At 63.9% G+C, this 25,059-nt stretch carries 20 protein-coding genes; 6 read left to right on the forward strand and 14 right to left on the reverse strand.

Annotation, left to right across the window (positions count from 1 at the left end):
* The first annotated feature begins 272 nt into the window (after positions 1 to 272).
* Together QPK32_RS05765 and QPK32_RS05770 are read left to right on the forward strand one after the other, a co-directional pair.
* Positions 273 to 1,526, forward strand: a complete 1,254-nt coding sequence (locus QPK32_RS05765) for a glycosyltransferase (RefSeq protein WP_290411829.1) — start codon at positions 273 to 275, stop codon at positions 1,524 to 1,526.
* Between the two features lie 3 nt (positions 1,527 to 1,529).
* Positions 1,530 to 2,711 (forward strand): glycosyltransferase family 2 protein, encoded by a 1,182-nt coding sequence (locus QPK32_RS05770; RefSeq protein WP_290411830.1) that lies wholly within the window; start codon positions 1,530 to 1,532, stop codon positions 2,709 to 2,711.
* Between the two features lie 96 nt (positions 2,712 to 2,807).
* On the opposite strand, the gene coaBC is transcribed toward QPK32_RS05770, so the two are convergent.
* The 13 genes from coaBC to QPK32_RS05835 form a co-directional block, all read right to left on the reverse strand.
* Positions 2,808 to 4,028, reverse strand: coding sequence for a bifunctional phosphopantothenoylcysteine decarboxylase/phosphopantothenate--cysteine ligase CoaBC (gene coaBC, locus QPK32_RS05775; protein WP_290412179.1), 1,221 nt, complete (start codon positions 4,026 to 4,028; stop codon positions 2,808 to 2,810).
* A gap of 77 nt (positions 4,029 to 4,105) precedes the next feature.
* The gene (gene lspA, locus QPK32_RS05780; protein ID WP_290411831.1) at positions 4,106 to 4,621 is read right to left on the reverse strand and encodes a signal peptidase II; all 516 of its coding nucleotides are present in this window, start codon (positions 4,619 to 4,621) and stop codon (positions 4,106 to 4,108) included.
* A 66-nt stretch (positions 4,622 to 4,687) separates the two neighbouring features.
* A complete protein-coding gene (gene ileS / locus QPK32_RS05785; protein ID WP_290411832.1) occupies positions 4,688 to 7,576 on the reverse strand; it encodes an isoleucine--tRNA ligase in 2,889 nt (962 codons plus the stop codon).
* A gap of 81 nt (positions 7,577 to 7,657) precedes the next feature.
* Entirely contained in the window at positions 7,658 to 8,629 is a 972-nt protein-coding gene (locus tag QPK32_RS05790; RefSeq protein WP_290411833.1) for a bifunctional riboflavin kinase/FAD synthetase, read from the reverse strand.
* A gap of 225 nt (positions 8,630 to 8,854) precedes the next feature.
* The gene (locus QPK32_RS05795) at positions 8,855 to 10,084 is read right to left on the reverse strand and encodes a tetratricopeptide repeat protein (protein WP_290411834.1); all 1,230 of its coding nucleotides are present in this window, start codon (positions 10,082 to 10,084) and stop codon (positions 8,855 to 8,857) included.
* A gap of 69 nt (positions 10,085 to 10,153) precedes the next feature.
* Positions 10,154 to 10,585: a biopolymer transporter ExbD gene (locus QPK32_RS05800; RefSeq protein ID WP_290411835.1), complete on the reverse strand. Its 432-nt coding sequence runs from the start codon at positions 10,583 to 10,585 to the stop codon at positions 10,154 to 10,156.
* 83 nt (positions 10,586 to 10,668) lie between these two features.
* Positions 10,669 to 11,097 carry a biopolymer transporter ExbD gene (locus QPK32_RS05805; RefSeq protein WP_290411836.1) on the reverse strand — a complete coding sequence of 143 codons (429 nt, stop codon included), beginning with the start codon at positions 11,095 to 11,097 and terminating at the stop codon, positions 10,669 to 10,671.
* A 3-nt stretch (positions 11,098 to 11,100) separates the two neighbouring features.
* Complete coding sequence (locus QPK32_RS05810) at positions 11,101 to 12,036, reverse strand: MotA/TolQ/ExbB proton channel family protein (RefSeq protein ID WP_290411837.1); 936 nt, start codon at positions 12,034 to 12,036, stop codon at positions 11,101 to 11,103.
* Positions 12,037 to 12,120: 84 nt separating this feature from the next.
* The gene (locus QPK32_RS05815; protein ID WP_290411838.1) at positions 12,121 to 12,783 is read right to left on the reverse strand and encodes an energy transducer TonB; all 663 of its coding nucleotides are present in this window, start codon (positions 12,781 to 12,783) and stop codon (positions 12,121 to 12,123) included.
* A 558-nt stretch (positions 12,784 to 13,341) separates the two neighbouring features.
* The gene (locus QPK32_RS05820) at positions 13,342 to 14,868 is read right to left on the reverse strand and encodes a SpoVR family protein (RefSeq protein WP_290411839.1); all 1,527 of its coding nucleotides are present in this window, start codon (positions 14,866 to 14,868) and stop codon (positions 13,342 to 13,344) included.
* A 30-nt stretch (positions 14,869 to 14,898) separates the two neighbouring features.
* Positions 14,899 to 16,170 (reverse strand): YeaH/YhbH family protein, encoded by a 1,272-nt coding sequence (locus QPK32_RS05825; protein WP_290411840.1) that lies wholly within the window; start codon positions 16,168 to 16,170, stop codon positions 14,899 to 14,901.
* A 222-nt stretch (positions 16,171 to 16,392) separates the two neighbouring features.
* Complete coding sequence (locus tag QPK32_RS05830) at positions 16,393 to 18,315, reverse strand: PrkA family serine protein kinase (RefSeq protein WP_290411841.1); 1,923 nt, start codon at positions 18,313 to 18,315, stop codon at positions 16,393 to 16,395.
* 451 nt (positions 18,316 to 18,766) lie between these two features.
* Positions 18,767 to 19,039, reverse strand: a complete 273-nt coding sequence (locus QPK32_RS05835; protein ID WP_290412195.1) for a hypothetical protein — start codon at positions 19,037 to 19,039, stop codon at positions 18,767 to 18,769.
* Between QPK32_RS05835 and QPK32_RS05840 the strand changes: the two genes are divergently transcribed.
* The 4 genes from QPK32_RS05840 to rmuC all read left to right on the forward strand — a co-directional run bounded on the left by QPK32_RS05840 (position 18,932) and on the right by rmuC (position 24,430).
* Complete coding sequence (locus QPK32_RS05840) at positions 18,932 to 19,942, forward strand: adenosine deaminase (protein WP_290411842.1); 1,011 nt, start codon at positions 18,932 to 18,934, stop codon at positions 19,940 to 19,942. The genes QPK32_RS05835 and QPK32_RS05840 overlap by 108 nt on opposite strands.
* Positions 19,943 to 19,970: 28 nt before the next feature.
* Complete coding sequence (locus tag QPK32_RS05845) at positions 19,971 to 22,505, forward strand: ABC transporter permease (protein WP_290411843.1); 2,535 nt, start codon at positions 19,971 to 19,973, stop codon at positions 22,503 to 22,505.
* A gap of 219 nt (positions 22,506 to 22,724) precedes the next feature.
* The gene (locus tag QPK32_RS05850; RefSeq protein ID WP_290411844.1) at positions 22,725 to 23,096 is read left to right on the forward strand and encodes a group II truncated hemoglobin; all 372 of its coding nucleotides are present in this window, start codon (positions 22,725 to 22,727) and stop codon (positions 23,094 to 23,096) included.
* Between the two features lie 8 nt (positions 23,097 to 23,104).
* On the forward strand, positions 23,105 to 24,430 hold the full coding sequence (gene rmuC / locus QPK32_RS05855; protein WP_290411845.1) for a DNA recombination protein RmuC: 1,326 nt from the start codon (positions 23,105 to 23,107) through the stop codon (positions 24,428 to 24,430).
* 64 nt (positions 24,431 to 24,494) lie between these two features.
* Here the strand turns inward: rmuC and QPK32_RS05860 are convergent, their stop codons facing one another.
* The gene (locus QPK32_RS05860) at positions 24,495 to 25,028 is read right to left on the reverse strand and encodes a transposase (protein WP_290411846.1); all 534 of its coding nucleotides are present in this window, start codon (positions 25,026 to 25,028) and stop codon (positions 24,495 to 24,497) included.
* Positions 25,029 to 25,059: the final 31 nt, after the last annotated feature.

The raw sequence follows: 25,059 nt of genomic DNA on the forward strand, positions 1-25,059 counted from the left end.
ATTAACTATTTCCATCCGATATGCATAAATATTGACTATAGGAATATCGAACCTATATGGGAAATTTCCTGTTCACAATATTAAGCAACACGGAAACAATGATGTACATTTTTAATAAATATTAGAAATTAAGAATAATGAAAAGAAAAAAATGATGACATCATGAAAAAAAATTATTTGAGGTCAGACAAGATATAGACCTATGCCACTCTTTATCTTCATAAAGCTGTCCAGCAGTAGATGTTGCAAAAACATTTTCCTTTCCGAGAGGCATGATGAACAAGGACATGGCGTCGATGCGTATTGCTTATCTTGTAAATCAATATCCTGCCGTTAGTCACAGCTTCATTCGAAGGGAAATCCTGGAGCTCGAACGGTCCGGGGTGGAGGTGGTGCGCATTGCCTTGCTGGGGTGGGCCGGGGCCATCGTCGACGACGCGGACCGGCGGGAATCGGAGAGGACGTTCTACATCCAGAAACTGGGCCTGTTCCGCTTGTGCGTCCGCTGTCTCGCGGCCTTCCTGTCCAGTCCGTTACGGATGCTGCGGGCCGCGGCGCTGGTCGCGAAGATGGCGCGCCACTCCAGCCGGGCCTTTGCCGTGCATTGCTTCTATCTGTTGGAAGCCTGCGCCGTCGCAGAGGTCCTGAAGCGGCGGGACGTGCATCATGTGCATGCCCATTTCGGAACGAATTCGGCGGAAGTCGCCATGCTTGCATGTTGCCTGAGCGGACGGACCTACAGTTTTACCGCACACGGTCCCGAGGAGTTCGACAAGGCCGGATCGATCGGGCTGGTCACGAAGGTCAGGCGCAGCGCCTTCGTGGTGGCGGTCAGTTCGTTCGGCCGCGGACAGCTGTATCGTTGGATCGACCCCGGCGACTGGAACAAGGTGAAGGTCGTGCATTGCGGATTGGAGCCCGCTTTCCATGCGCATGTGCCGCCGCTGCGGCCGGCCGAAAGACGCCTCGTGTGCGTCGGACGCCTGTGCGAACAGAAGGGGCAGCTGTTGTTGATCCGCGCCGCCGAGATGCTCGTTCGCCGCGGCGTGAGCTTCCGGCTGGTACTGGCTGGCGACGGCGAACTGCGGGCCGAGATAGAGCGCGAGATCGCGGCGCGCGGCCTGCGCGACCATGTCACGATAACGGGGTGGCTCGACAGCGCAGCGATTCGCGACGAGCTGCTGAACGCGACGGCATTGGTATTGCCGAGCCTGGCCGAAGGCTTGCCGGTGGCGATCATGGAGGCCATGGCGCTGCGCCGTCCCGTGCTGGCGACGTATATCGCCGGCATCCCCGAACTGGTGGCCACGGGGGTCAACGGGTGGCTGGTGCCGTCCGGCTCCACGGAAGCGCTGGCGGCGGCCATGGAAAGCTGCCTGAGCGCCTCGCCCGCCGACATCGAAAGGATGGGGGACGCCGCCCGGCGGGCCGTCCTCGAACGCCACGACATCGCCAGCGAGACCAGGAAATTGGTGGGGCATTTTCTCCAGGTCGTGGGCGAGCGTGCGCACGCGATCGGAAGGTGAACCATGGACCTGATCCTGGAAGCCGTGCTGCTCGCGGTGCTCTTGCCGATGGCAGCGATGACGGGCCTGCTGTTTGTCCAGGCGACGGCCGCCGTCGTCAAGGAAACGAGGAAGAAGCACAGCCGCACGGCGCGGCCGTCGATTGCCGTGCTAGTGCCCGCCCACGACGAAGCCGAGGGCATCAGGGATACGCTCGTGTCGATCCAGTCCCAGCTTGCGGACGGCGACCGGCTGCTGGTCGTCGCCGACAATTGCACGGATGCCACGGCAGCGGTCGCCACGGCGTGCGGGGCGCTCGTGTGCGTCCGGAACGACGCGCATAAACAGGGCAAGGGATACGCGCTCGATCACGGCATCCGCTTCCTGAGCTCCCGTCCGCCCCAGGTGGTGATCGTGATCGACGCGGATTGCCATGTGGCCGAGGGCAGCATCGAACTGCTGGCGCGCCAGGCCAACGCGACAGGTTGCCCGGCGCAGGCGCTCGACATGATGTATGCGCCCCTGGGGGCCGGGATCATGGCGCGGATCGCCAGCTTCGCCTGGGCCGTCAAGAATCGCGTGCGGCCGCTCGGGTTGCGCCGGCTCGGATTGCCCTGCCAGCTCATGGGAACGGGGATGGCGTTCCCCTGGGGACTGATCAGTACCGCCGCGCTCGCGCACGGCCACCTGGTCGAGGACATGATGCTGGGGATCGAGCTGGCCGAGCGCGGCGCCGCCGCCAAATTCTGTCCCGATGCGCTGGTGACCAGTTATTTCCCCGGATCGCGGGAAGGACTCAAGTCGCAGCGCTATCGCTGGGAACACGGCCATCTTGCGATGATGCTCAGGATTGCCCCGTCGGCCCTGTGGCGCGGCATTCGCATGCGCAATCTTGCGCTGGCAGCACTGGCACTGGACCTGATGGTGCCGCCGCTGACGCTGTTCCTGCTGGCCCTCGGGACGGTGTGGGCCGTGGCGGCATTATTGTATCTGTGGCAGGAAGCGGCGCTGCCGTTCATCGCCGCCTCCGGGCTGCTGGGCATCATGGCGGGCACGCTGTTGCTCAGCTGGTGGAAATTCGGACGCCAGCAGGTCAGCTTGTGGGATTTGTGCCTCGGCATCGGGTACCTGCTGTGGAAAATACCGGTCTACCTGCATTTCCTTGTACAGAGACAAGTGCACTGGATTAAGTCAGCGCGGCATTAGAAGGGCGGGCATGTGCCGACGACAATGCGCTGCCGCGCCGATCCATGTGCCAAATCCGTGCCCAAATCCGCGTCCAGATCCGCGTCCAGGCCGGCGCTAGGCCAGCAGCGAGCGCTGCTCCAGGCGCTTGGCGATCTCGGAGACGAGCTGGCGTGCCAGTTCCAGTTTCGGCGCCTGCGGCAGCACGGTATGGCCGCTTTCGTCGAACAGCACGATGGCATTCTCGTCCTGCCCGAACGTCTGCGGGCCGATATTGCCGACGAGGAGAGGAATGCCTTTTTTCTCGCGCTTGACGGCGCCGTATTCGATCAGGTTGTCCGACTCCGCGGCAAAGCCGACGCAATACGGCCAGCCGTTCAGCGAGGTGGTGCCGGCGACGGTGGCCAGGATGTCCGGGTTCTGGGCGAACGACAGTTGCGGCGCATGGCCGCTGCCGTCCTTCTTGATCTTGTGCTCGCTCGCGTTCTCGACGCGCCAGTCGGCCACGGCGGCCACGCCGATGAACACGTGCTGGCCCGGCACGGCGGCCATCACGGCGTCGAGCATCTGCTGGGCGCTGGTGACGTCGATGCGGCGCACGCCGTGGGGCGTGTCGAGTGCGGTCGGGCCGGATACCAGCGTGACCTCGGCGCCCGCTTCGCGCGCGGCGCGCGCCACCGCATAGCCCATCTTGCCCGACGAGCGGTTGGTGATGCCGCGCACGGGATCGATGGCCTCGTAGGTCGGACCGGCGGTGATCAGCACGCGCTTGCCCGCCAGCAGCTTCGGCTGGAACGAGGCGATCAGCTCTTCCATCACCTCGTGCGGCTCGAGCATGCGGCCCATGCCCGTCTCGCCGCAGGCTTGCGAGCCGGCGGCCGGGCCGAGGATCCAGATGCCATCCTCGCGCAACTGCGCCACGTTGCGCTGGGTGGCCGGCTTGTCCCACATCTCGACGTTCATCGCCGGCGCCACCAGCAGCGGCACGTGGTTCGGCCGGGCCAGGCACAGCGTGGACAGCAGGTCGTCGGTGGCGCCGTGCGCCAGCTTGAACAGGAAGTCGGCGGAGCAGGGCGCGACCAGGATGGCGTCGGCATCGCGCGTCAGGTCGATGTGGGCCATGTTGTTGGGAATGCGGCCATCCCACTGGTCCGTGTAGACGTTGCGGCCGGACAGCGCCTGCATGGTCACGGTGCCGATGAAGTGGGTGGCCGCCTCGGTCATCACGACCTGCACGCTCGCGCCTTCCTTGACGAGGGCGCGGCACAGTTCCGCGGCCTTGTAGCAGGCGACGCCGCCGGACAGGCCCAGGACGATCTTCTTGCCCTTCAGGTCCATGGTCATGATTCCCTCCTTGCTCGATTCGAGTGTTCGGTGTTTGCTCAGTGCTTGCTCGGTGTTTGCTCGGTGTTTGCTCAGTGTTTGTTTACCCGCCGCAGTTCGTCGACGATGAACAAAATCGCGCCGATGGTGATGGCGCTGTCGGCGATATTGAAGGCCGGGAAGTGGCCGACGCCGGACAGGTGGAAATCCAGGAAGTCGATCACGTGGCCATAGGCCAGGCGGTCGATCAGGTTGCCCAGGGCGCCGCCCATGATCAGGGCCAGGGCCCAGCAGAACATGCGCTGGCCCGCGTGCTTGCGCAGCAGGTAGAGGATGAAGACGACCGCCGCGATGGCGATGGCGGTGAAGAAGTAGCGCTGCCAGCCGCCCTGGTTCGACAGGAAGCTGAAGGCGGCGCCGCGGTTGTAGGCGAGCACGAGGTTGAAGAAGCCCGTGATGGTCTTTTCCTCGCCCAGCACGAAGGTGCGGACGATGGTGAGCTTGCTGATCTGGTCCAGCAGGATCACGATGAAGGCGATGCCGATCCACGGCGTCAGGCTGGGGCGCGATGAGACGGCGGAGAACGTCGGTTTCTTTTTGGTGGCCATGGCGATGAGGATGATGAAAGAAACGGCCCGCCGGAATGCATCCGCACGGGCCGGCCTGGTATGCGCTTACGCGAAGCGGCGCGGTTCCCCGCTGCCGAACAGGTTGCTCGTGCAACGGCCGCACAGGCCCGGATGGGCGTGGTCATGGCCGACGTCGCGGCGGTAGTGCCAGCAGCGCTCGCACTTGGCGGCTTCCGACGGCGTCACCGCCACGGTTTCCTGTTCCGCATCCGCCACCTGCTCGACGCTGGCGGCCGAGGTGATGAACACGAACTTCAGGTCGTCGTCCAGGCTCGCCAGCGCGTCGTACTTGGCGCCGGCCGCCTTCAGCGCCAGCTCGGCCTGCAGCGAGGAACCGATCGCGCCGGAGGCGCGCACTTCCTCGAGCTGCTTGGTGACGTCGGCGCGCACGGCGCGCAGCAGCGCATACTTGTCCAGCAGGGCGGCGCCGTCGGCGATCTCGGGGAACGCCCACAGCGTCTGCGTGAAGATGGTCTCGTCGCTGGCGGCGAACGCCTTCTCGCCGGCGAACACGGCCCAGGCTTCCTCGGCGGTGAAGGACAGGATCGGCGCCATCACGCGCAGCAGGCTGTGCGCGATGTGCCACAGCGCGGTCTGGGCCGAGCGGCGCGCGACGGAATCGACGCCCGTCGTGTACAGGCGGTCCTTCAGGATGTCCAGGTAGAAGCCGCCCAGGTCTTCCGAGCAGAAGTTCTGCAGGCGCGCCACCACCGGGTGGAACTCGTAGCGCTCGAAGTGCGCGGCCACGTCGGCCTGCAGGCGCGCCGTCTCGGCCAGCGCATAGCGGTCGATCTCGAACAGCCCGTCGACCGGCACGGCGTTGACGGCCGGATCGAAGTCCGAGGTGTTCGCCAGCAGGAAGCGCAGCGTGTTGCGGATGCGGCGGTACGACTCCGTCACGCGTTTCAGGATCTCCTCGCCGATCGACAGCTCGCCGGTATAGTCGGTCGATGCCACCCACAGGCGCAGGATGTCGGCGCCCAGCGTGTCCGAGATCTTCTGCGGCGCCAGCGTGTTGCCCAGCGACTTCGACATCTTCTTGCCGTTCTCGTCGACGGTGAAGCCGTGCGTCAGCAGCGCTTTATACGGCGGGCGGCCGTTCAGCATCGAGGAGGTCAGCAGCGAGGAGTGGAACCAGCCGCGGTGCTGGTCCGAGCCTTCCAGGTACAGGTCGGCCGGGAACGCCAGCTGCTCCTTGTGCGAGCCGCGCAGCACGGTCTGGTGCGTGGTGCCGGAATCGAACCACACGTCCAGCGTGTCGCGGTTCTTTTCATAGATGTCGGCGTCGTCGCCCAGCAGCTCGCGCGCGTCCAGCTTGTGCCACGCATCGATGCCGTTCGCCTCGATCAGCTTGGCCACCTGCTCCAGCAGTTCCGGGGTGCGCGGGTGCAGCTCGCCCGTCTCCTTGTGGATGAAGAAGGCCATCGGCACGCCCCACTGGCGCTGGCGCGACAGGGTCCAGTCCGGACGATTGGCGATCATGCCGTGCAGGCGCGCCTGGCCCCAGTCCGGGAAGAACCGGGTCTGTTCGATGCCGGCCAGCGCCGTCTCGCGCAGCGTGGCGCCGCCATCCTTCGGGGTGACGTCCATGCCGGCGAACCACTGGCTGGTGGCGCGGTAGACGATCGGGGTCTTGTGGCGCCAGCAGTGCATATAGCTGTGGTCGAACATCTTCAGCTCGAACAGGGCGCCCGCGTCGGTCAGCGCGGCGCAGATCGGCTTGCTCGCTTCCCAGATCGTCATGCCGCCGAACAGGGGCAGCGTCGAGGCGAAACGGCCGTCGCCCATCACGGGCTTCAGGATGTCCTCGTCCTTCATGCCGTGCGCCTTGCACGACTGGAAGTCTTCCAGGCCGTAGGCGGGGGCCGAGTGGACGACGCCGGTGCCGCTGTCGGTCGTCACGTAGTCGGCCGTGTACACGGGGGAGGTGCGGTCGTAGAAGGCGTCGGCCCGGTGCAGCGGATGCTTGAAGCGGATGCCTTCCAGCTTCGCGCCGACGGTCTCGGCGACGACGCCGCCTTCCAGCTTGTAGCGCTGCAGGACGCTCTCGGCCAGGTCCTTGGCGACGAGCAGCAGCAGCGGCTTGCCGTCCTTCTCGGTCTTGACGAGGGCGTAGGTCACTTCCGGGTGCACGTTCAGCGCCTGGTTCGACGGGATCGTCCACGGGGTCGTGGTCCAGATCACGATGAAGCCGTCGCCGTCCGGCAACTGCGCCAGGCCGAAGGCCTGCGCCAGCTTGTCCGGTTCGGCGAACGGGAAGCCGACGTCGATCGCCGGATCGCGCTTGTCCTGGTATTCCACTTCCGCCTCGGCCAGCGCCGAACCGCAGTCGAAGCACCAGTTCACGGGCTTCAGGCCGCGGTAGACGTAACCTTTTTCCAGCAGCGTGCCGAGGGCGCGCAGCTCGTCGGCTTCGTTACCGTAGGCCATGGTCATGTAGGGGTTGTCCCATTCGCCCAGCACGCCCAGGCGGATGAAGCCGGCGCGCTGGCGGTCGATCTGCTCGAGCGCATAGGCGCGCGCTTTCTGCAGAACTTCGGCGGTCGGCAGGTTCTTGCCGAACTGCTTTTCGATCTGGATCTCGATCGGCATGCCGTGGCAATCCCAGCCCGGCACGTAAGGGGCGTCGAAGCCGGCCATTGTGCGCGATTTGACGACCATGTCCTTCAGGATCTTGTTGACGGCGTGGCCCAGGTGGATGTCGCCGTTGGCGTACGGCGGACCGTCGTGCAGGATGAATTTCGGCCGCCCGGCGGCGGCCTTGCGCACGCGTTCGTAGATCTTCTTGTCCTGCCATTGCTTGACCCAGCCCGGTTCGCGCTTGGCGAGGTCGCCGCGCATCGGGAACGGGGTGTCGGTCATGTTGACCGGGTATTTGCTGTCGGGTTTCTGGGCGCCTTGCTTGCCCTGCTTGCCTGGTTTCGTATCGGACATAATGGTTCTTCTAAGGTGGACTGCTGTTGTTCTTGACGGGATAGGCGGCCGCGCACGATAGGGCGGCCGGGATGGCCACGTTCAAATTCGGTCGGTGGCGGTGGTGGCGCCGTCGCGCCGGGCGAACCAGGCGCGCGCCTGGCGCGCATCCTGCTCGATCGCGGCCGTGAGCGTGGGCAGGTCGACGTATTTTTCCTCGTCGCGCAGCTTGGCCAGGAATTCGACGCGGACCAGCTTGCCGTAGCAGGACTGGCTCCAGTCGAAGATGTGCACTTCGAGCAGCATGCGGCCCGCGTCCTCGACGGTCGGGCGCACGCCCAGGCTGGCGACGGCCGGCAGCGGCCCGTCGGCCAGGCCGTGCACCTGCACGACGAAGATACCGGCGAGGGCAGGGCGGTGCGCCACGCGCAGGTTGAGCGTGGGGAAACCGAGCGTGCGGCCCAGCTTGGCGCCGTGGATCACGTGGCCGGACATGGCATACGGGTGGCCCAGCAGTGCGCGGGTGGCGTCGAAGTCGGCGGCGGCCAGGGCGGCGCGCACGGCCGAGGACGAGATGCGGGTCGCGTCGTGCAGCACGGTGCTCAAGCTGTGCACTTCGAAGCCGTGGCGCTTGCCCGCTTCGGCCAGCAGGGCGACGTTGCCGGCCCGGCGGGCGCCATAGCAGAAGTCCTCGCCCACCATCAGCCATTTGACGTGCAGGCCTTCCACCAGCACGCGCTCCGTGAAATCCTGCGGCGACATCGCTGCAAAATGTTCGTTGAAGTGTTCGACGATGACGCGGTCGACGCCGGCATTGTCCAGCGATTCGAGCTTGTCGCGCAGGTTGGCGATGCGCGCCGGCGCCTTCGACAAGTCGCCGCTGCGGCGGGCGAAATACTCGCGCGGATGCGGTTCGAACGTCATCACGGCGGATTCCAGCCCGAGCCGGCGTGCGGCCGCCGTCACGTTGGCCAACAGCGCCTGGTGTCCGCGATGGACACCGTCGAAGTTGCCGATCGTGAGTGCGCATGGCGCGCGCGCCCGGTCGTTGGGAAGTCCGCGGAATACCTTCATTCGATGTTCGTGCTTCTGGCGAAATACCAGATTATACGGCAAGTGGGATATTGCATATCCACATGCTGGAAATGCAAGAAGTGTGGCAGCGCGGAAACGTCCGGGCCACAAAAATGTCGTCCCCGCGGAGGCGGGGACCCAAGTCGTGCATGCGCCGTAGAAACGCCAGCAACATTGGGTCCCTGCCTGCGCAGGGACGACGGAGTGACGCTGAAGCTGGTGCGATTACGCTGCCGGCTTGTTGATCGCCATGATGAAGTAGCGGGCCAGGTCGGCTGCGCCATCCTTGCCGCCCACGGTCTTGAACGTGTTGATGGCTTGCTGCTTCTTGCCGGCGGCGGCATAGGCCTCGCCCAGGTGCAGCTTGGCATCTTCCGGATACTTCAGCTTGCCCGACTTGATGGCATTTTCCATCATTTTCAGGCCCTTGTCGGTCTGGCCTGCCTGTACCAGCGCATAACCCAGGGACACCAGGGCATCGTTGTCGCCCAGCTTGGTCAGCTCGGCTTCGGTGGCGGCGGCGTTGGTGGTCTGCTCGCTCAGCGACTTGTCGGCCAGGTCCTTCAGGCGCTTGTGGCGTTCGGCTTCGGGGCCGGTACCCAGCGCGCCCGCCTTGTAGCCCTTGTCGATGACCTTGACGGCTTCGGCCGGGGCCTTGGCCTGGAGCACCAGCTGGGCCATTTCCATGTACTCGCTCGGCTTCTTGAGCAGGTTGTTGGCCAGCTTCAGGCGGTAGACGTCGGTCTGCAGGCGGCCGGCGAAGCCCGGCTTGCCCTGCACGCGGTTCAGCAGGTCGGTCCAGTACTGGGCCTTCGGATAGTTGGCGGCCAGCTTCTCGATGGTGCCGACGTAGCCGACCTTGTCGCCCTTCTTGAGCTGGATATTGGCCAGCATGCCGAGCTCGTCTTCCGACAGGCGGCCGCTCTTCTCGGCGTTGCGCAGTTCGGCTTCAAGCGCGGCGACGTTGCCCTGCTTGTAGTAGTTCTGCATCAGGTAGGCGCGCAGCTTCGGATCGTTGCGTTCCTTGAGCTGGCGCTGGATGGCGGCATTGGCCTTGTTCAGGTCGCCGGCACGCATGTAGATGCCGATCAGGCCTTCCGAGAACTGGCTCTTTTCCGCGGCCGACAGCTTGCCCGAGTCGATCAGGTACTCGAAGGACTTGGCCGCGGTATCGTAGTCCCCCGCTGCCGAGGCGGCACCGGCACGGGTGCGCTCGATCAGGTAGGTTTCGTTGGGGGTCTTTCCGCTGACCTTGTCGAGCGAACGCAGCGTTGCCAGGGCTTCCTTGTTCTTGCCCGCTTTCATCTGTTGCTGGGCTTGCTGCAGCGGTTTGCCGACTTCGGCGCGGAGGGTTTCAGCCGCGTATGCCGGGGCCAGGCCCACGACAGGGGCGGCAGCGGTGAATCCGAGTGCGGCCAGTGCGAGGCCGAGGTGTGCGAGGCGGAACTTGGACATTAGCGAATATCTCTCTTAAAAATAGACACGGCAGGGAAACCCTGCCGTGTGCATTATAGCCAAAGCGACTTACTGGAACTGTTCGTTACCGACCATACCGATCTTGGTAACGCCCAGACGCTGTGCCGTCGCCATGACGCCAGCTACTACCTTGTACTCGACCAGCTTGTTGGGGCGCAGGTGCACTTCCGGCTGGTTGGGCATCGCGGCGATGCTGTTCATCTTGGCTTCCAGGGTCGGACGATCCGGGATCGTTTCGCCATCCCAGAGGATGGTGCCGTCGAAGTCCACGTCGATCGTCACCACTTGCGGCTTCTCCGTCTGCGGCGGCGGGGTGCCAACCGGCATGTTCAGATTGACCGAGTGGTTTTGCTTCGGAATCGTGATGATCATCATAATGATGAGAACGAGCAGGACGTCGATCAGCGGTGTCATGTTCATTTCCATCATCGGTTCCGGATCGGCTCCCTTGGCGGAGCCTGAACCTACGTTCATACCCATGGTGTTTCCTTTTCAAATGTTGGGGGAGCGCGGTAGCGCCGGGCGAACCCGGCGCTACCGAAGGGATGGGCCCGGAAGGGCGATCAGCCCTTGTCCGGCGGTTCGATCACGAAACCGACCTTCTGCACCCCAGCACGCTGTGCCGTGTAGATCACCCGGCCGATCGCTTCGTAGCGGGTAGTCTGGTCGCCACGAACTTTCACTGCCGGTTGTGGCACCTTGACCGACTGCTCGGCGAAGAACTTGAACAGTTCATCCGTGTTCGCAATATGGGTCTGGTTCCAGTACATCTCGCCTTCCGAGGTCACAGTGATGTTGATGTCTTCCGGCTTGGTCTTGGTAACCTGGTTCGTTTCGGCCGGGAGCGCCACCTTCTTCAGCTGCAGGACCACCGGGCTGGTGATCAGAAAGATGATCAGGAGAACCAACATGATGTCGACGAGCGGCGTCGTGTTGATCTCTGACATCACGGCATCTTCATCTCCGGAATCGGAGCCGACACTCATTGCCATAATTTAGCCCACTTTCTTGGCGCCCGCAGCAGCGCGAGCAGCTTCCGAGGTCGACATGGCGCCCGAGATCAGGACCGAGTGCACGTCGGCGCTGAACGAACGGATGTCTTCCATTGCTGCCTTGTTGCGGCGAACCAGCCAGTTGTAACCCAGAACTGCCGGAACTGCGACGAACAGACCGAAGGCGGTCATGATCAGCGCTTCACCCACCGGACCTGCGACCTTGTCGATCGAGGCGTTACCCGACATGCCGATGGCGGTCAGTGCGTTGTAGATGCCCCAGACGGTACCGAACAGACCGATGAACGGCGAGGTCGAACCGACGGTTGCCAGGAACGACAGGCCATCCTGCAGGCGCGATTGAACTTTCTCAACCGAACGCTGGATCTGCATGGTCACCCAGGTCGACAGGTCGATCTGCTCGAGCAGGGCGCCGTCGTGGTGCTGGGTTGCCTTGGTGCCGGTTTCGGCGATGAAGCGGAACGGCGAGCCGTCCTTCAGTTGTGCCGAACCTGCAGCGATCGACGGTGCTTTCCAGAACTTCTGGGTCGCTTCCTTCGACTGGCGCATGACTTTCGACTGGTCCAGCAGCTTGGTGATGATGATGTACCACGAACCCATCGACATCAGCGACAGGATGATGATGGTGCCCTTGTTGACGAAGTCGCCTTCGGCCCACATGGCGCCGATGCCGTACGGGTTGTGGACTTCTTCCTTCGCGCCGGCGGCGGCCGGAGCTGCCGGGGCGGCGCCGTCAGCCGGAGCAGCGGCTGCAGCGTCTGCGGCCGGAGCCGGTGCAGCGGCGTCGGCCGGTGCGCTTGCCGCCGGAGCAGCAGCCTGGTCCTGGGCGAAGGCCGGAGCCGAGACCAGCGCCGATGCCGCCGTTACCGAGAACAGGACTGCCGCCAGCATAGCGGACAAACGGGTATTCTTAAACATGCTTCCTCCAAAATTATAAAATAGACAGTTCGCTGAACTAATTAGCAACGAAAATCACAGAGTGAGACGATCTTCCGTCTCGGTTTATTCCAGCGTCCAGACGTACTGCACCGCTGTCCACGCCTCTTTCGGCTGACCATTCTCGGTGGCCGGCTTGAATCGGCATTTGCTCAGAGCCGATTGGGCGGCTCGGTCCAAATCACGGAAGCCACTCGACTTCTGCAGCTTCGATTCCTTCACGGCGCCATCGACAGCGATCAGGAACTGAAGGGTAGTGGTACCCGTTTCTTCGTTACGCAGCGACGACTTCGGATATTCCGGGCGCGAGCAGGTATTGAAGTCGGCCACTGCATCGGTGCGGCTCGGTCCCGGCGGCGCCTTGGCTGCGGGAGCCGGCGGTGCCGGCGGTGCCGGCGGTGCCAGGTCGCGTTGCGGCGGCGGCGTATTGGTTGCAGCGGCGATCGTGTTTTGCGGCGGCGGCGGCTGCTGCACTTGCACCTCGACCGGCGGGATGAATGGAGGCGGCGGGGCCTTCATTTCCGGCGGCGGCGGCGGCGGCGGCGTTTCCGGCGGCGGCGGCGGTTTCACTTCTTCGATCAGCTTGGTCTCCACAGCTTCAGTCACCTTGCTGACGATCCGGGTGCCCAGGCCATTGACGATGGCCCACGCAACCAGAACGTGCAACACGACGACGATGGCTATGCCTGTTAAATTCTTCCCGGGTTTCTTCTCATGCGAAAAATTCATGCCATATTTCTCCAATACCATCTCTTTTTGTTGCTACTAAACCCACTAAATACGACAGAAACCTCAGGGCCGCATCCGGGACATCGAAGAATTATACCTACGAATTCTTTTTTGCACATACATTTTTATACCTCCAATGAGCCCCTAACTGCCTGTAAAAACAAGTAAAGCGGGTCATCAGGACGGTGTGGGGACGGGCGGCCTGGGGCCGTCGAAAAGCTGTGCTTGAAGGTGTCGGGTCTCTTCCTTTCATGATGTGTGGAACATAAGGGGAAGCCGTAGATTTGCCATATTTTCGCTGCTGGTTTTATCTTCTGGCAAATAACGTTTGTTCGGCAAGGTGCCTTTATGCTAACTATATCCAAGTTTCATTGCCCTGTGCGTACTATTGAACATGCCTATACAAGAAAAGCGGGTACAGGACTTTCTTGCACAGGGATCGGCCATCCCGTTGGCTGCCCGGCACGACGATGGTAGTTCGACTACATCGAGCTGGTCAGTCGTTGGACTGGGAGAGGGCGGGAAAGTGCCTGCGCCGGACGGCGCAGGCCGAAAGGATCAATAGCGCGCGCGTTTTTCGCGGCGGCACTCGAGGCTGCTGACGACGCGGCCGGACGGGTCGACCGTCTCCAGGCGCACGTCGAAGCCCCACAGCCGGGCCACGTGCTTGAGCACCTCGTGGGCCTGCTGGTTCAGCGGCCGGCGCTGGAACTGCGTATGGCGCAGGGTCAGCGCGCGGTCGTCGCGGGTATTGACTTGCCAGACCTGGATATTGGGCTCGCGGTTGCCCAGGTTGTACTGCTCGGCCAGCTGTTGGCGCACGTAGCGGTAACCCGCTTCGTCGTGGATGGCCGAGATCGTCAGCTTGTCGCTGCGGTCGTCGTCCAGCACGGCGAAGAAGTGGAAATCGCGGATCAGCTTGGGCGACAGGTACTGGGCGATGAAGCTCTCGTCCTTGAAATTGCGCATCGCGAAGTCGAGCGTCTTGAGCCAGTCGCTGCCGGCAATGTCCGGGAACCAGGCACGGTCTTCGTCGGTCGGGTCCTCGCAGATGCGCTTGATGTCGGTCATCATGGCGAAACCCAGGGCGTAAGGGTTGATGCCATTGTAATAAGGACTGGTGGCGGCCGGCTGGTACACGACGTTCGTATGGCTTTGCAGGAACTCGAGCATGAAGCCGTCGCCGACGATGCCCTCTTTATATAGTTCCTGCAGAATCGTGTAGTGCCAGAACGTGGCCCAGCCTTCGTTCATGACCTGGGTCTGGCGCTGCGGGTAGAAATACTGGGAGATCTTGCGCGTGATCCGCACCAGTTCGCGCTGCCAGGGTTCCAGCAGCGGCGCGTACTTCTCGATGAAGTACAGCAGGTTTTCCTCGGGCTCGGGCGGAAAGCGCATCGGCGCCTGGTCGCGTACCTGTTCCTCGCGCCGCGGCAAGGTGCGCCACAGCTCGTTGACCTGGGTCTGGATGTACTCTTCGCGTTCCTTCTGGCGCGCCGCCTCCTGCACCACGGACAGCTTGGCCGGCCGCTTGTAGCGGTCGACGCCGTAGTTCTGCAGCGCATGGCAGGAATCGAGCACTTCCTCGACGGCGTCGATGCCGTGCCGCTGCTCGCATTCGGCTATATAGTTCTTGGCAAAGACCATGTAGTCGACGATGGCGTCGGCATCGGTCCAGGTGCGGAACAGGTAATTCCCCTTGAAGAAGGAATTGTGGCCGTAGGCGGCGTGGGCGATCACCAATGCCTGCATCGTCAGGCTGTTTTCCTCCATCAGGTAGGCGATGCAGGGATTCGAATTGATGACGATCTCGTACGCCAGCCCCATCTGGCCGCGGCGGTAGCTTTTTTCCGTCGACAGGAAATGCTTGCCGAACGACCAATGGCTGTACGAGACCGGCATGCCGACCGATGCATAGGCATCCATCATCTGTTCGGCGGTGATGATCTCGAGCTGGTTCGGGTAGGTATCCAGGCCGAATTTCTTGGCAACCCGGCCGATTTCGTCGTGCGCCTGTTCGATCAGGTCGAAGGTCCATTCGGACTGGTCGGGCAGGGCGCGCGGGTTCTTGGGATCTCGTGGCATGAGCGGGCCTCGCGTGGTTGCTTGTGCTGTCTATTTGGGCTGCTTCTTGAACAGCTCGCGGAACACCGGGTAGATGTCGGCCGGCGTCACGATCTTCTGCATCGCGAAATTCTGGTGCGTGGCCGCCACCTCGGCATATTGCTCCCACAAATTCTGGGGCGGGCCGTCGGTGATCTCGACATAGGTGTAGTACTGCACCTTGGGCATGATCGTGCTGGTCAGGAGCTGCTTGCACAGCAGCGAGTCGTTGTCCCAGTTGTCGCCGTCCGAGGCTTGCGCGACGTAGCTGTTCCAGTCGCCGTTGCTGTAGCGTTCGGCGATCACCTTGCCCAGCAGGTGCAGGGCCGAGGAGACGACGGTGCCGCCCGATTCGCGCGAGTGGAAGAACTCGTTTTCGTCGACCTCGGCCGCCGCCGTGTGGTGGCGGATGAAGACGACGTCGATCTTCTCGTACATGCGCTTCAGGAACAGGTACAGCAGGATGAAGAAGCGCTTGGCCGTGTCCTTGCGGCTCTCGTCCATCGAGCCGGACACGTCCATGATGCAGAACATCACGGCCGCTGTCGACGGCTTGGGGATCTTGATCCGGTTGCTGTAGCGCAGGTCGATCGGGTCGATGAACGGGATCGCCAGCAGCCGCGTGTGCAGGTGGTGGATCTTGTGCTTGAGTTCGACGACGCGCGGATCGTCGTCGGGCACGCCTTCCTCGCGCAGGTCGCGCAATTCGTGTTCGAGGGCGGAGAGGTTCTTGCGCGACGTGCCCCCGACGGCGATGCGCCGTCCCAGCGCGCCGCGCAGCGAGCGCAGCACGTGGATGTTCGACGGCGTGCCGGAGATGTTGTAGCCGGCGCGCTGGTTCTTGTATTCGACGACCTGGGTGAGCTGCGTCTTGACGAGGTTGGGCAGCTCGAGGTCCTCGAAGAAGTAGTTCATGAATTCTTCGCGGCTGAGCTCGAAGATGAAATCGTCTTCGGTGGTCTGATCGCTGTTGCCCGCCTTGCCGCGGCCGGCGCCGCCGCCTCCACCGCGCGGACGGCTGAACTGGTCGCCTTTCTGGTATTCGGTATTGCCGGGGTTGACGGTTTCCCAGACACCGCCATGGGCGTGCCCGAAGTGCGGTTCGTTCACGTCCTTGACGGGAATCGAAACCTTTTCGCCATTTTCGATATCGGTGATCGAGCGACCCTTGATCGCGCGACCCACCGCATCCTTGATTTGCGTCTTGTAGCGTCGCAAGAAGCGTTCGCGGTTGACCGCAGACTTGTTCTTGCCCTGCAAGCGACGGTCGATGAGGTAAGTCAAAACAGGCCTCCTGCTGAAATTCGCGGCGGGCCGGATGTTCTTTCCCGGTGCCCTATCTTACCCCGCTTTGGATGGGGGCGTGATAAACCTACTGCGCGTTGCGCAAGTGGCCTGCGATGCTCGCCGTACCGTAAGTACGGCTGCGCTTCTCGGCCACTTGCGCTTCCGCTCGCTACGGTTTCTCACGCCCCTGGAAAGCCAACTCGGGGCATACAAACTTCCTTACGAGGACTTCCTGACTCGGAGATACCACTCGCACAAGAGACGCACTTGTTTGGGGGTGTACCCCTTCTCGACCATGCGCGCGACGAAGTCGGCGTGCTTGGTGGCGTCTTCGGTGCTCGCCTTCGCATTGAAGGAAATGACCGGCAACAGTTCCTCCGTATTCGAGAACATTTTCTTCTCGATCACGGTGCGGAACTTTTCATAGCTGGTCCAGGCCGGGTTCTTGCCGCCGTTGGTGGCGCGGGCCCGCAGTGCGAAGTTGACGATCTCGTTGCGGAAATCCTTCGGATTCGAGATGCCGGCCGGCTTCTCGATCTTCTCCAGCTCGGCGTTCAGCGATTCGCGGTCGAAGCTTTCGCCCGTGTCCGGATCGCGGAATTCCTGGTCCTGGATCCAGAAGTCGGCAAAGGTCACGTAGCGGTCGAAGATGTTCTGGCCGTATTCCGAATAGCTTTCCAGGTAGGCCGTCTGGATTTCCTTGCCGATGAAGTCGACATAGCGCTGCGCCAGGTGCTCCTTGATATAGGAGAGGTAGCGCTGCTCGGTCTCGGCCGGGAACTGCTCGCGCTCGATCTGCTGTTCGAGCACGTACAGCAGGTGCACGGGGTTGGCCGCCACCTCGGTATTGTCGAAGTTGAAGACCTTCGACAGGATCTTGAAGGCGAAGCGCGTCGACAGCCCGTTCATGCCTTCGTCCACGCCGGCATAGTCGACGTACTCGTGCAGCGACTTGGCCTTGGGATCGGTGTCCTTCAGGTTTTCGCCGTCGTAGACCAGCATCTTCGAATAGATGCTGGAGTTTTCCGGATCCTTCAGGCGCGACAGGATGGCGAACTGCGACATCATGCGCAGCGTGCCCGGGGCGCAGGGCGCCTTGTCGAGCGAGGAGTTGCGCAGCAGCTTGTCGTAGATCTTGACCTCGTCCGACACGCGCAGGCAATACGGCACCTTGACGATATAGATACGGTCGAGGAAGGCCTCGTTGTTGCGGTTGTTGCGGAAGGTCTTCCACTCGGATTCGTTCGAGTGCGCCAGCACGATGCCTTCGAAGGGAATCGCGCCGAAGCCCTCGGTGCCCTTGTAGTTGCCTTCCTGCGTGGCCGTCAGCAGCGGGTGCAGCACCTTGATGGGCGCCTTGAACATCTCGACGAATTCCATCAGGCCCTGGTTGGCCAGGCACAGGCCGCCGGAATAGCTGTAGGCGTCCGGATCGTCCTGCGAGTAATCCTCGAGCTTGCGGATGTCCACCTTGCCCACGAGGGAGGAGATGTCCTGGTTGTTCTCGTCGCCCGGCTCGGTCTTGGCAATGGCGATCTGGCGCAGGATCGACGGGTAGCGCTTGACCACGCGGAACTTGTTGATGTCGCCGCCGAACTCGTGCAGGCGCTTGACGGCCCACGGGCTGGGGATCGCGCGCAGGTAGCGGCGCGGGATGCCGTAGTCTTCCTCGAGGATGGCGCCGTCCTCGTCCTCGCTGAACAGGCCCAGCGGCGATTCGTTCACCGGCGAGCCCTTGATCGCGTAGAACGGGACCTGTTCCATCAGGGACTTGAGCTTTTCGGCGATCGACGACTTGCCGCCGCCCACCGGGCCCAGCAGGTACAGGATCTGCTTGCGTTCTTCCAGGCCCTGCGCGGCGTGGCGGAAATAGGAAACGACCTGCTCGATCGCTTCCTCCATGCCGTAGAACTCGCGGAAGGCGGGATACGTCTTGATGACCTTGTTGGCGAAGATGCGCGACAGGCGCGGGTCGAGGCGGGTGTCGACCAGGGTGGGTTCGCCGATGGCGGCCAGCATGCGCTCTGGAGCGCTGGCGTAAGTCAGGGGATCTTTCTTGCAGAGCTGAAGAAACTCCGACAGCGAGTATTCCTCTTCCCGGGTACGCTCGTAGCGGGCTGCGTAATTATCAAATATGGTCATGTGAATGTCCTCTAATGAGCTAACAACTGATCACTGTCCGACGGCCGCGGAGGTTGGCCGTCCAAGCCCCTGTATTGGCGGATGTGCCCGCGAAGGCTCCGCTGTTCTTGTCGGGGTCGCCGTTTGAGTCTGGAGGTCAGAGTGCGGGGAAATCCCCATCTTGGTCTGACACAAAACGAAGGGCGATGTTCTTGTTCTCATCCGGTATGGACCGGTTTGATAGCGCCCGCTGAGAGCGTCTAATTACGCTTATGAAATTTATTATGTGCCTATTAGTTCTCGAAGTCAAAACAGCGGAGCGCACCTGTGTGGCAAACTGCTAAGTCTCTGAAACGAATAAGAAAATAACTATTTCGGCAGTACGTTTTTGCGCCGTTGGCCATACCGATCGGCAGGGTCAGGCGTGGTACTCCAGGCGCGGCTTCTGGCCCCGTGGAGGCATTCATATTTATCAAAAGTCAAATAGATAGTGCACGAACTTGCCGGGCAGTGGCGCACGCGTATCCATGCCGTGTCGCGGCAGGGCCGGGAATGGCGGGGCGGGATCGGTCGCATCCGCGCATGCGCTACACTGCTGCCTTGTGAACCAGACCACACGGTCCATCGTGGAGAAAACATGCTGAACGAACAGCTGCGCCAACTGTTGCAGGCGATGCCCAAGGCAGAATTGCACATTCATATCGAAGGCTCCCTCGAGCCCGAGCTGATTTTTGAGCTTGCGCAAAGAAATCGAGTATCTCTACCGTATCCCTCGGTAGAAGCGTTGCGCCAAGCGTACGCTTTCACCGATCTGCAATCGTTCCTGGATATTTATTATGCCGGCGCAAGCGTCCTGTTGACCGAACAGGATTTCTACGACATGACGGCCGCCTACCTTGCCCGCGCGGCGGCCGACAACGTGCGCCATGCCGAAATCTTCTTCGACCCGCAGACCCACACGGCGCGCGGCGTCCCGTTCAAGACGGTCATCGACGGCATCTGGCGCGCCTGCCAGGAGGGCCCGATCAGCGCCACGCTGATCATGTGCTTCCTGCGCCACCTGTCCGAGGAAGAAGCCATCGCCACGCTGGAAGAATCGCTGCCCTTCCGCGACAAGTTCATCGGCGTGGGCCTCGATTCGTCCGAGGTCGGCCACCCGCCGGAAAAATTCGCGCGCGTGTTCGAGCGCGCCCGCCAGCTCGGCCTGCACCTGGTCGCGCACGCGGGCGAAGAGGGGCCGCCGGCCTATATCGAGAGCGCGCTGGACGTGCTGGACGTCGAGCGCATCGACCACGGCGTGCGCAGCCTGGATTCGCCCGCGCTGGTCGAACGCCTGGCGCGCGAGCGCATGGCCTTGACCGTGTGCCCGCTGTCGAACATCAAGCTGCGCGTGTTCGACGTGATGGGCAGCCACAACCTGCGCCGCCTGCTCGACGCCGGCCTGGCCGTCACCGTCAACTCGGACGATCCCGCCTACTTCGGCGGCTACGTCAACGACAACTACCTGGCCGCCTTCGACGCGCTGCCGCTCGACGCGGGCCACGCCCGCCTGCTTGCGCGCAACAGCTTCGAGGCCGCCTTCCTGGAGCCCGAGCAGAAGCGCGCCTTCCTGGCCGACGTCGACGCCTTCTTCGAGCAGCACCACTAACCATCATTAAGGTAAAGGCCGCACCGCGATGCTGATCCAATCCCTGCGAATGACCGCGCGCGACTGGCGCGCCGGCGAACTGCGCTTCCTGCTGGTGGCGCTGGTGGTGGCCGTGGCGGCATTGTCGGCCGTCGGCTTCTTCGTCGACCGCATGCGCAGCGGATTGACGCGCGATGCGCGCCAGCTGCTGGGCGCCGACCTGCTGGTCAATGCCGACCAGCCGCTGCCCGCGCCCTGGCGCCAGGAAGCCGCGCGGCGCGGCCTGGTGCTGGCCGATACCGTCGCCTTCCCCAGCATGGCGCAGGCCGGGCAGGGCGACGATTCCCAGGCCCTGCTGGCGTCGGTGAAGGCCGTCTCGAACGGCTACCCGCTGCGCGGCCAGCTGCGCACGACGACGAGCCCCGAGGATGCCAGCGAAGCGCTGGGCGACCTCGCCGACGGCGTGCCGGCGCCGGGCACCGTCTGGGTCGACGTCAACCTGCTGCCGCCCCTGAAGGTGAAGGTCGGCAGCACCATCGGACTGGGCGACAAGACCTTCAGGATCGCGCGCCTGATCGCGACGGAGCCGGACCGCGGCGCCTCGTTCTCCAATTTCGCGCCGCGCGTGATGCTGAACCTGGCCGACCTGAAGGCGACCGGCCTGGTCGACAACTATGCGCGCGTGACCTACCGCATGCAGGTGGCGGGGCCCTCGGCCAACGACCCGCGCCCCGTGCAGGACTACGAAGCGTGGTTGCGCGCGCGCATCGCCGCCGACAACGTCAAGGGCGTGCGCATCGAAACGCTGGAAAACGGCCGGCCCGAAATGCGCAACACGATCGACCGCGCCGAGCGTTTCCTGTCGCTCGTGAGCCTGTTGTCGGCGATGCTGGCGGCTGTCGCCGTGGCGATGGCGGCGCGCCGCTTCATGCAGCGCCACCTCGACGCCGTCGCCATGCTGCGCTGCCTGGGCATGACGCAGAACGAGGTCGGCATCCTGTTCCTCGTCGAATTCGCCATCGTGGGCCTGGCCGGCAGCGTGCTGGGCGTGCTGGTCGGCTTCGGCGCCCACTTCGTGCTGCTGGAGGCGGTGAAGAACCTGATCCCGGCCGAACTGCCGCCGGTGTCGCCGCTGCCGGCCCTGCAGGGCATCGGCACCGGCATGCTGCTGCTGGTCGGTTTCGCGCTGGCGCCCGTCCTGCAGCTGCGCAACGTGCCGCACAACCGCGTCATCCGGCGCGAGCAGGCGGCCCCGCGTCCCGCCGCGCTGGCCACCTACGGCCTGGGCACGGCCGTCTTCGTCGGGCTGCTGCTGTGGCAGGCCGGCGACGTGCGCCTGGCGCTGCTGACGGCCGGCGGCTTCCTCGGCGGCTTCGCCGTGTTCGCCCTGGTCGGCTGGCTGGCGCTGCTGGGCCTGAAGCGCCTGCGCACCCTGTTCAAGCACCAGGCCTGGCGCTTCGCCATCACCTCGCTGCAGCGCCGTCCCGGCGCCACCGTCGTGCAGATCGTGTCGCTGTCGCTGGGCCTCATGGCCTTGCTGGTGCTGACCGTCGTGCGCGGCGACCTGATGGCGGCGTGGCGAGTGGCCACGCCGGCCGATGCGCCGAACCGCTTCATCATCAACATCCAGCCGGACCAGCGCGAGGGCGTGGCGAAGCAGATCCGCGCCGCCGGCGTGGCCGATCCCGTGCTGTATCCGATGATCCGCGGGCGCCTGGTCGCCGTGAACGGCGAGGCCGTGACCAAGGACACCTATACGGAAGACCGCGCGCGCGGCCTCGCCGAGCGCGAATTCAACCTGTCCAGCACGGCCGCTCTGCCGGCCGGTAACGAGATCTCGGGCGGGACCTGGTACCGCGACGCGCCCGGCGTGGCCGAAGCCTCCGTCGAGCAGGGCCTGGCGAACACGCTGCGCCTGAAACTGGGCGACACCATGCGCTTCGACATGGGCGGCCAGATCGTCGAGGCCAGGATCACGAGCCTGCGCAAGCTCGAATGGGGCTCGATGCGCGCCAACTTCTTCGTCATCATCAACCCGGCGGCCATGCGCGACGCGCCCACCACCTACATGACGGCGTTCCACCTGCCGGCGCGCGGCATCGGCCTGGCCAACAGCCTGACGCGCGCGTTCCCGAACCTGACCGTGATCGACGTCAGCGGCATCATCCGCCAGCTGCAGGACGTGCTCGACCAGGTCGTCGTCGCCGTCGAATTCCTGTTCCTGTTCACGCTCGCCTCGGGCGTGCTGGTGCTGTACGCGGCCTTGATGGGATCCCAGGCCGAACGCACGCGCGAGGCGGGCCTGCTGCGCGCGCTGGGCGCCACCCGCAGCCAATTGGCGCAAGCCCAGCGCATCGAATTCGCGCTGGTCGGCGGCCTGTCCGGCCTGCTGGCGGCGACGGGCGCGGCGGCGCTGGGCTGGGCGCTGGCCGAGTACCAGTTCAAGTTCCCCTGGCACGTCGAGCCGCAGGTATGGATCGCGGGCCTCGTGGCGGGCGCCGCGTGCGCGCTGGTGGGCGGCTGGCTGGGATTGCGCAACGTGCTGCGCCAGCCGCCGTTGCAGACCTTGCGCGAAGCCACGTGATTGCAATGGCTGTATGACGGGTAGGGTGGACGGCTCTGCCGTCCACGCGTTCGACCGTTGCGTGAACGACCCGCTCGCCCCGGTTCATGCGGATGTGGACGCGTGGACGGCGAAGCCGCCCACCCTACCGCCCGCGCCGTGCGTTATCATGGACGGATGTCCGAACCCCAAGCTACCCAAGATACCGACGTGCAGGAAGAGCAACACGACTCCCGCACGATGTATGAACTCATCGGCGGCGAAGCCCGCCTGCGCGAACTGGTCGACCGCTTCTACGACCTGATGCAGCTGGAAGGCGACTTCGCCGGCATCCACGCGATGCACCCGGTGCCGAACGACGGCTCGCGCGACAAGCTGTTCATGTTCCTGTCCGGCTGGATGGGCGGCCCGAACCTGTTCATCGAACGCTACGGCCACCCGATGCTGCGCGCGCGCCACCTGCCGTTCGCGATCGGCACCTCCGAGCGCGACCAGTGGCTGCGCTGCATGGCGATGGCGCTGGAAGACATGGGCTACGACTACGAGCTGCGCCTGCGCCTGATGAACGCCTTCTTCCAGACGGCGGACTGGATGCGCAACAGGCCGCACTGAGCATCAGCATGCCGACGCTTGAATTCATCGTGCTGGCCCTCGCGCTGCTGGCCGTGCTCGCGCTGCAGTTCGTGCTGCTCACGCACGCCCGCGCAGGCGCTGAGCGCGGCGACGAACGCCATGCCTTCGAACGCCTGGAGCGCGAGCTGCGCATGGAGCTGCAGTCCAGCGCCCAGTCCACGCGCCAGGAACTGGCCGCCCACCTCGCGCAGAACCAGGCCGCCGTCGCCCAGCAGCTGGAGAACATGCGCCAGCAGATCCAGCTCGCGTCGCAAGGCGGGCGCGAGGAGCAGGCGCGCGCGCTGAAGCGCTTTTCCGATACGCTGAACGGCGCGCTGGCCAACCTCACCGAGTCGAATGCCCAGCGCATGCTGGAAGTGCGCGCCACGCTCGAGCACAAGATCCGCGACCTGCAGAACGACAATGCCAAGCGCCTCGAGGAGATGCGCCAGACCGTCGACGAGAAGCTGCACGCGACGCTGGAGACGCGCTTGAGCGAATCGTTCCGCCAGGTCTCCGACCGCCTCGAGAAGGTGCACCAGGGCCTGGGCGAGATGCAGCAGCTGGCCGTGGGCGTGGGCGACCTGAAGCGCGTGCTGGTCAACGTGAAGACGCGCGGCACCTGGGGCGAGGTGCAGCTGGAGATGCTGCTCGAGCAGGTGCTCACGGTCGACCAGTACGCCAAGAACGTCGAGACCGTGCGCGGCTCGAACGCGCGCGTCGAATTCGCGATCAAGCTGCCCGGCGTCGTCGACGGCGGCCCGCCCTTGTGGCTGCCGATCGACGCCAAGTTCCCGAAGGAGCAGTACGAGCGCCTGCTGGAAGCGGCCGAGGGGGGCGACGCCGACGGCGTGGCGCGCGCCGGCGCCGAGCTGGAACGCGCAGTGCGCGGCGAAGCCAAGACGATCTGCGACAAATACCTGGCGCCGCCGGCCACGACCGATTTCGCCATCCTGTTCCTGCCGACCGAGGGCCTGTACGCGGAGGTCATGCGCCGCCCCGGCCTGGCCGACGATCTGCAGCGCACCCTGCGCGTGACGATCGCCGGCCCGTCCACGCTGGCCGCGCTGCTCAACAGCCTGCAGATGGGCTTCCGCACGCTGGCGCTGGAAAAGCGCTCGTCGGAAGTGTGGCAGGTGCTGGGCGCCGTGAAGACGGAGTTCGGCAAGTTCGGCGACGTGCTGGCCCAGACCAAGCTGACGCTGGAGCGGGCCGCCAAGAACATCGAAAGCGCCGAGGTGCGCAGCCGCCAGATGGCGCGCAAGCTGAAGTCGGTGGAGGCCTTGCCGAGCGAGGCGGCGCAGTTAATGTTAGGGAACGACGATCCAGCGTAGGGTGGACGGCTCCGCCGTCCACGCGTTCAACCATCGTGCGAACGATCGCGCCTCTATCACACCTTCACTCGACATCCAGTTTTTCGATCCCCGCCGACCCGCCCCAATCCTGCGCATGCATACCGTTGCGCACATATCTACCGAACGTCGAATACGGCCAGGTTGCCGCGTTCTCGGCATGCCCGTGCTTGACCGGATTGAAATGGATGTAATCCATATGCCGCTGCATGTCTACCTCATCGCGGATGCGATGCTCCCAGAAGCGGCGCTGCCAGATGGTCGACTCGCCCCGCGCGGTCGCCGCGTCGCTGGCACGAATGCGGTACCGCTGGCCGCATGCGTGAGAGACGCAGTGCTTGATCTGCGACCAGCGTCGCGAGAAGTCGATGTCGTCGGGAGGCAGTGTCCAGATGCAGTGCAAGTGATCGGGCAGCAGGACCCAGCCGTCGATCGAGAATGGGTGCGTTCGGCGAACAGCCTGGATGGCTTCGCGCAGAGCGGTGCGGATCAACGTGTCGCAGAGGATCGGACGGCGCCGGTAGGCGACGACGGTGAAGAAGAAGGTGGTGCCGGTTTCGGCGCGGCGGAAGCGGGACATCGGCGCAGTATGGCGATGTCCCATAACGGGG

Origin of the sequence: Massilia sp. YIM B02763 (assembly GCF_030412015.1) — a bacterium.
Classification (GTDB): Bacteria; Pseudomonadota; Gammaproteobacteria; order Burkholderiales; family Burkholderiaceae_D; genus Telluria.

Coding starts and splice junctions, on each gene's coding strand:
- QPK32_RS05805 (WP_290411836.1), bottom strand. CDS start 11,097: ATGGCAATGAGTGTCGGCTCCGATTCCGGAGATGAAGATGCCGTGATG.
- QPK32_RS05800 (WP_290411835.1), bottom strand. CDS start 10,585: ATGGGTATGAACGTAGGTTCAGGCTCCGCCAAGGGAGCCGATCCGGAA.
- QPK32_RS05770 (WP_290411830.1), top strand. CDS start 1,530: ATGGACCTGATCCTGGAAGCCGTGCTGCTCGCGGTGCTCTTGCCGATG.
- QPK32_RS05840 (WP_290411842.1), top strand. CDS start 18,932: ATGCTGAACGAACAGCTGCGCCAACTGTTGCAGGCGATGCCCAAGGCA.
- QPK32_RS05765 (WP_290411829.1), top strand. CDS start 273: ATGATGAACAAGGACATGGCGTCGATGCGTATTGCTTATCTTGTAAAT.
- QPK32_RS05845 (WP_290411843.1), top strand. CDS start 19,971: ATGCTGATCCAATCCCTGCGAATGACCGCGCGCGACTGGCGCGCCGGC.
- QPK32_RS05820 (WP_290411839.1), bottom strand. CDS start 14,868: ATGCCACGAGATCCCAAGAACCCGCGCGCCCTGCCCGACCAGTCCGAA.
- rmuC (WP_290411845.1), top strand. CDS start 23,105: ATGCCGACGCTTGAATTCATCGTGCTGGCCCTCGCGCTGCTGGCCGTG.
- ileS (WP_290411832.1), bottom strand. CDS start 7,576: ATGTCCGATACGAAACCAGGCAAGCAGGGCAAGCAAGGCGCCCAGAAA.
- QPK32_RS05795 (WP_290411834.1), bottom strand. CDS start 10,084: ATGTCCAAGTTCCGCCTCGCACACCTCGGCCTCGCACTGGCCGCACTC.
- QPK32_RS05810 (WP_290411837.1), bottom strand. CDS start 12,036: ATGTTTAAGAATACCCGTTTGTCCGCTATGCTGGCGGCAGTCCTGTTC.
- lspA (WP_290411831.1), bottom strand. CDS start 4,621: ATGGCCACCAAAAAGAAACCGACGTTCTCCGCCGTCTCATCGCGCCCC.
- QPK32_RS05850 (WP_290411844.1), top strand. CDS start 22,725: ATGTATGAACTCATCGGCGGCGAAGCCCGCCTGCGCGAACTGGTCGAC.
- QPK32_RS05830 (WP_290411841.1), bottom strand. CDS start 18,315: ATGACCATATTTGATAATTACGCAGCCCGCTACGAGCGTACCCGGGAA.
- QPK32_RS05860 (WP_290411846.1), bottom strand. CDS start 25,028: ATGTCCCGCTTCCGCCGCGCCGAAACCGGCACCACCTTCTTCTTCACC.
- QPK32_RS05815 (WP_290411838.1), bottom strand. CDS start 12,783: ATGAATTTTTCGCATGAGAAGAAACCCGGGAAGAATTTAACAGGCATA.
- QPK32_RS05790 (WP_290411833.1), bottom strand. CDS start 8,629: ATGAAGGTATTCCGCGGACTTCCCAACGACCGGGCGCGCGCGCCATGC.
- coaBC (WP_290412179.1), bottom strand. CDS start 4,028: ATGGACCTGAAGGGCAAGAAGATCGTCCTGGGCCTGTCCGGCGGCGTC.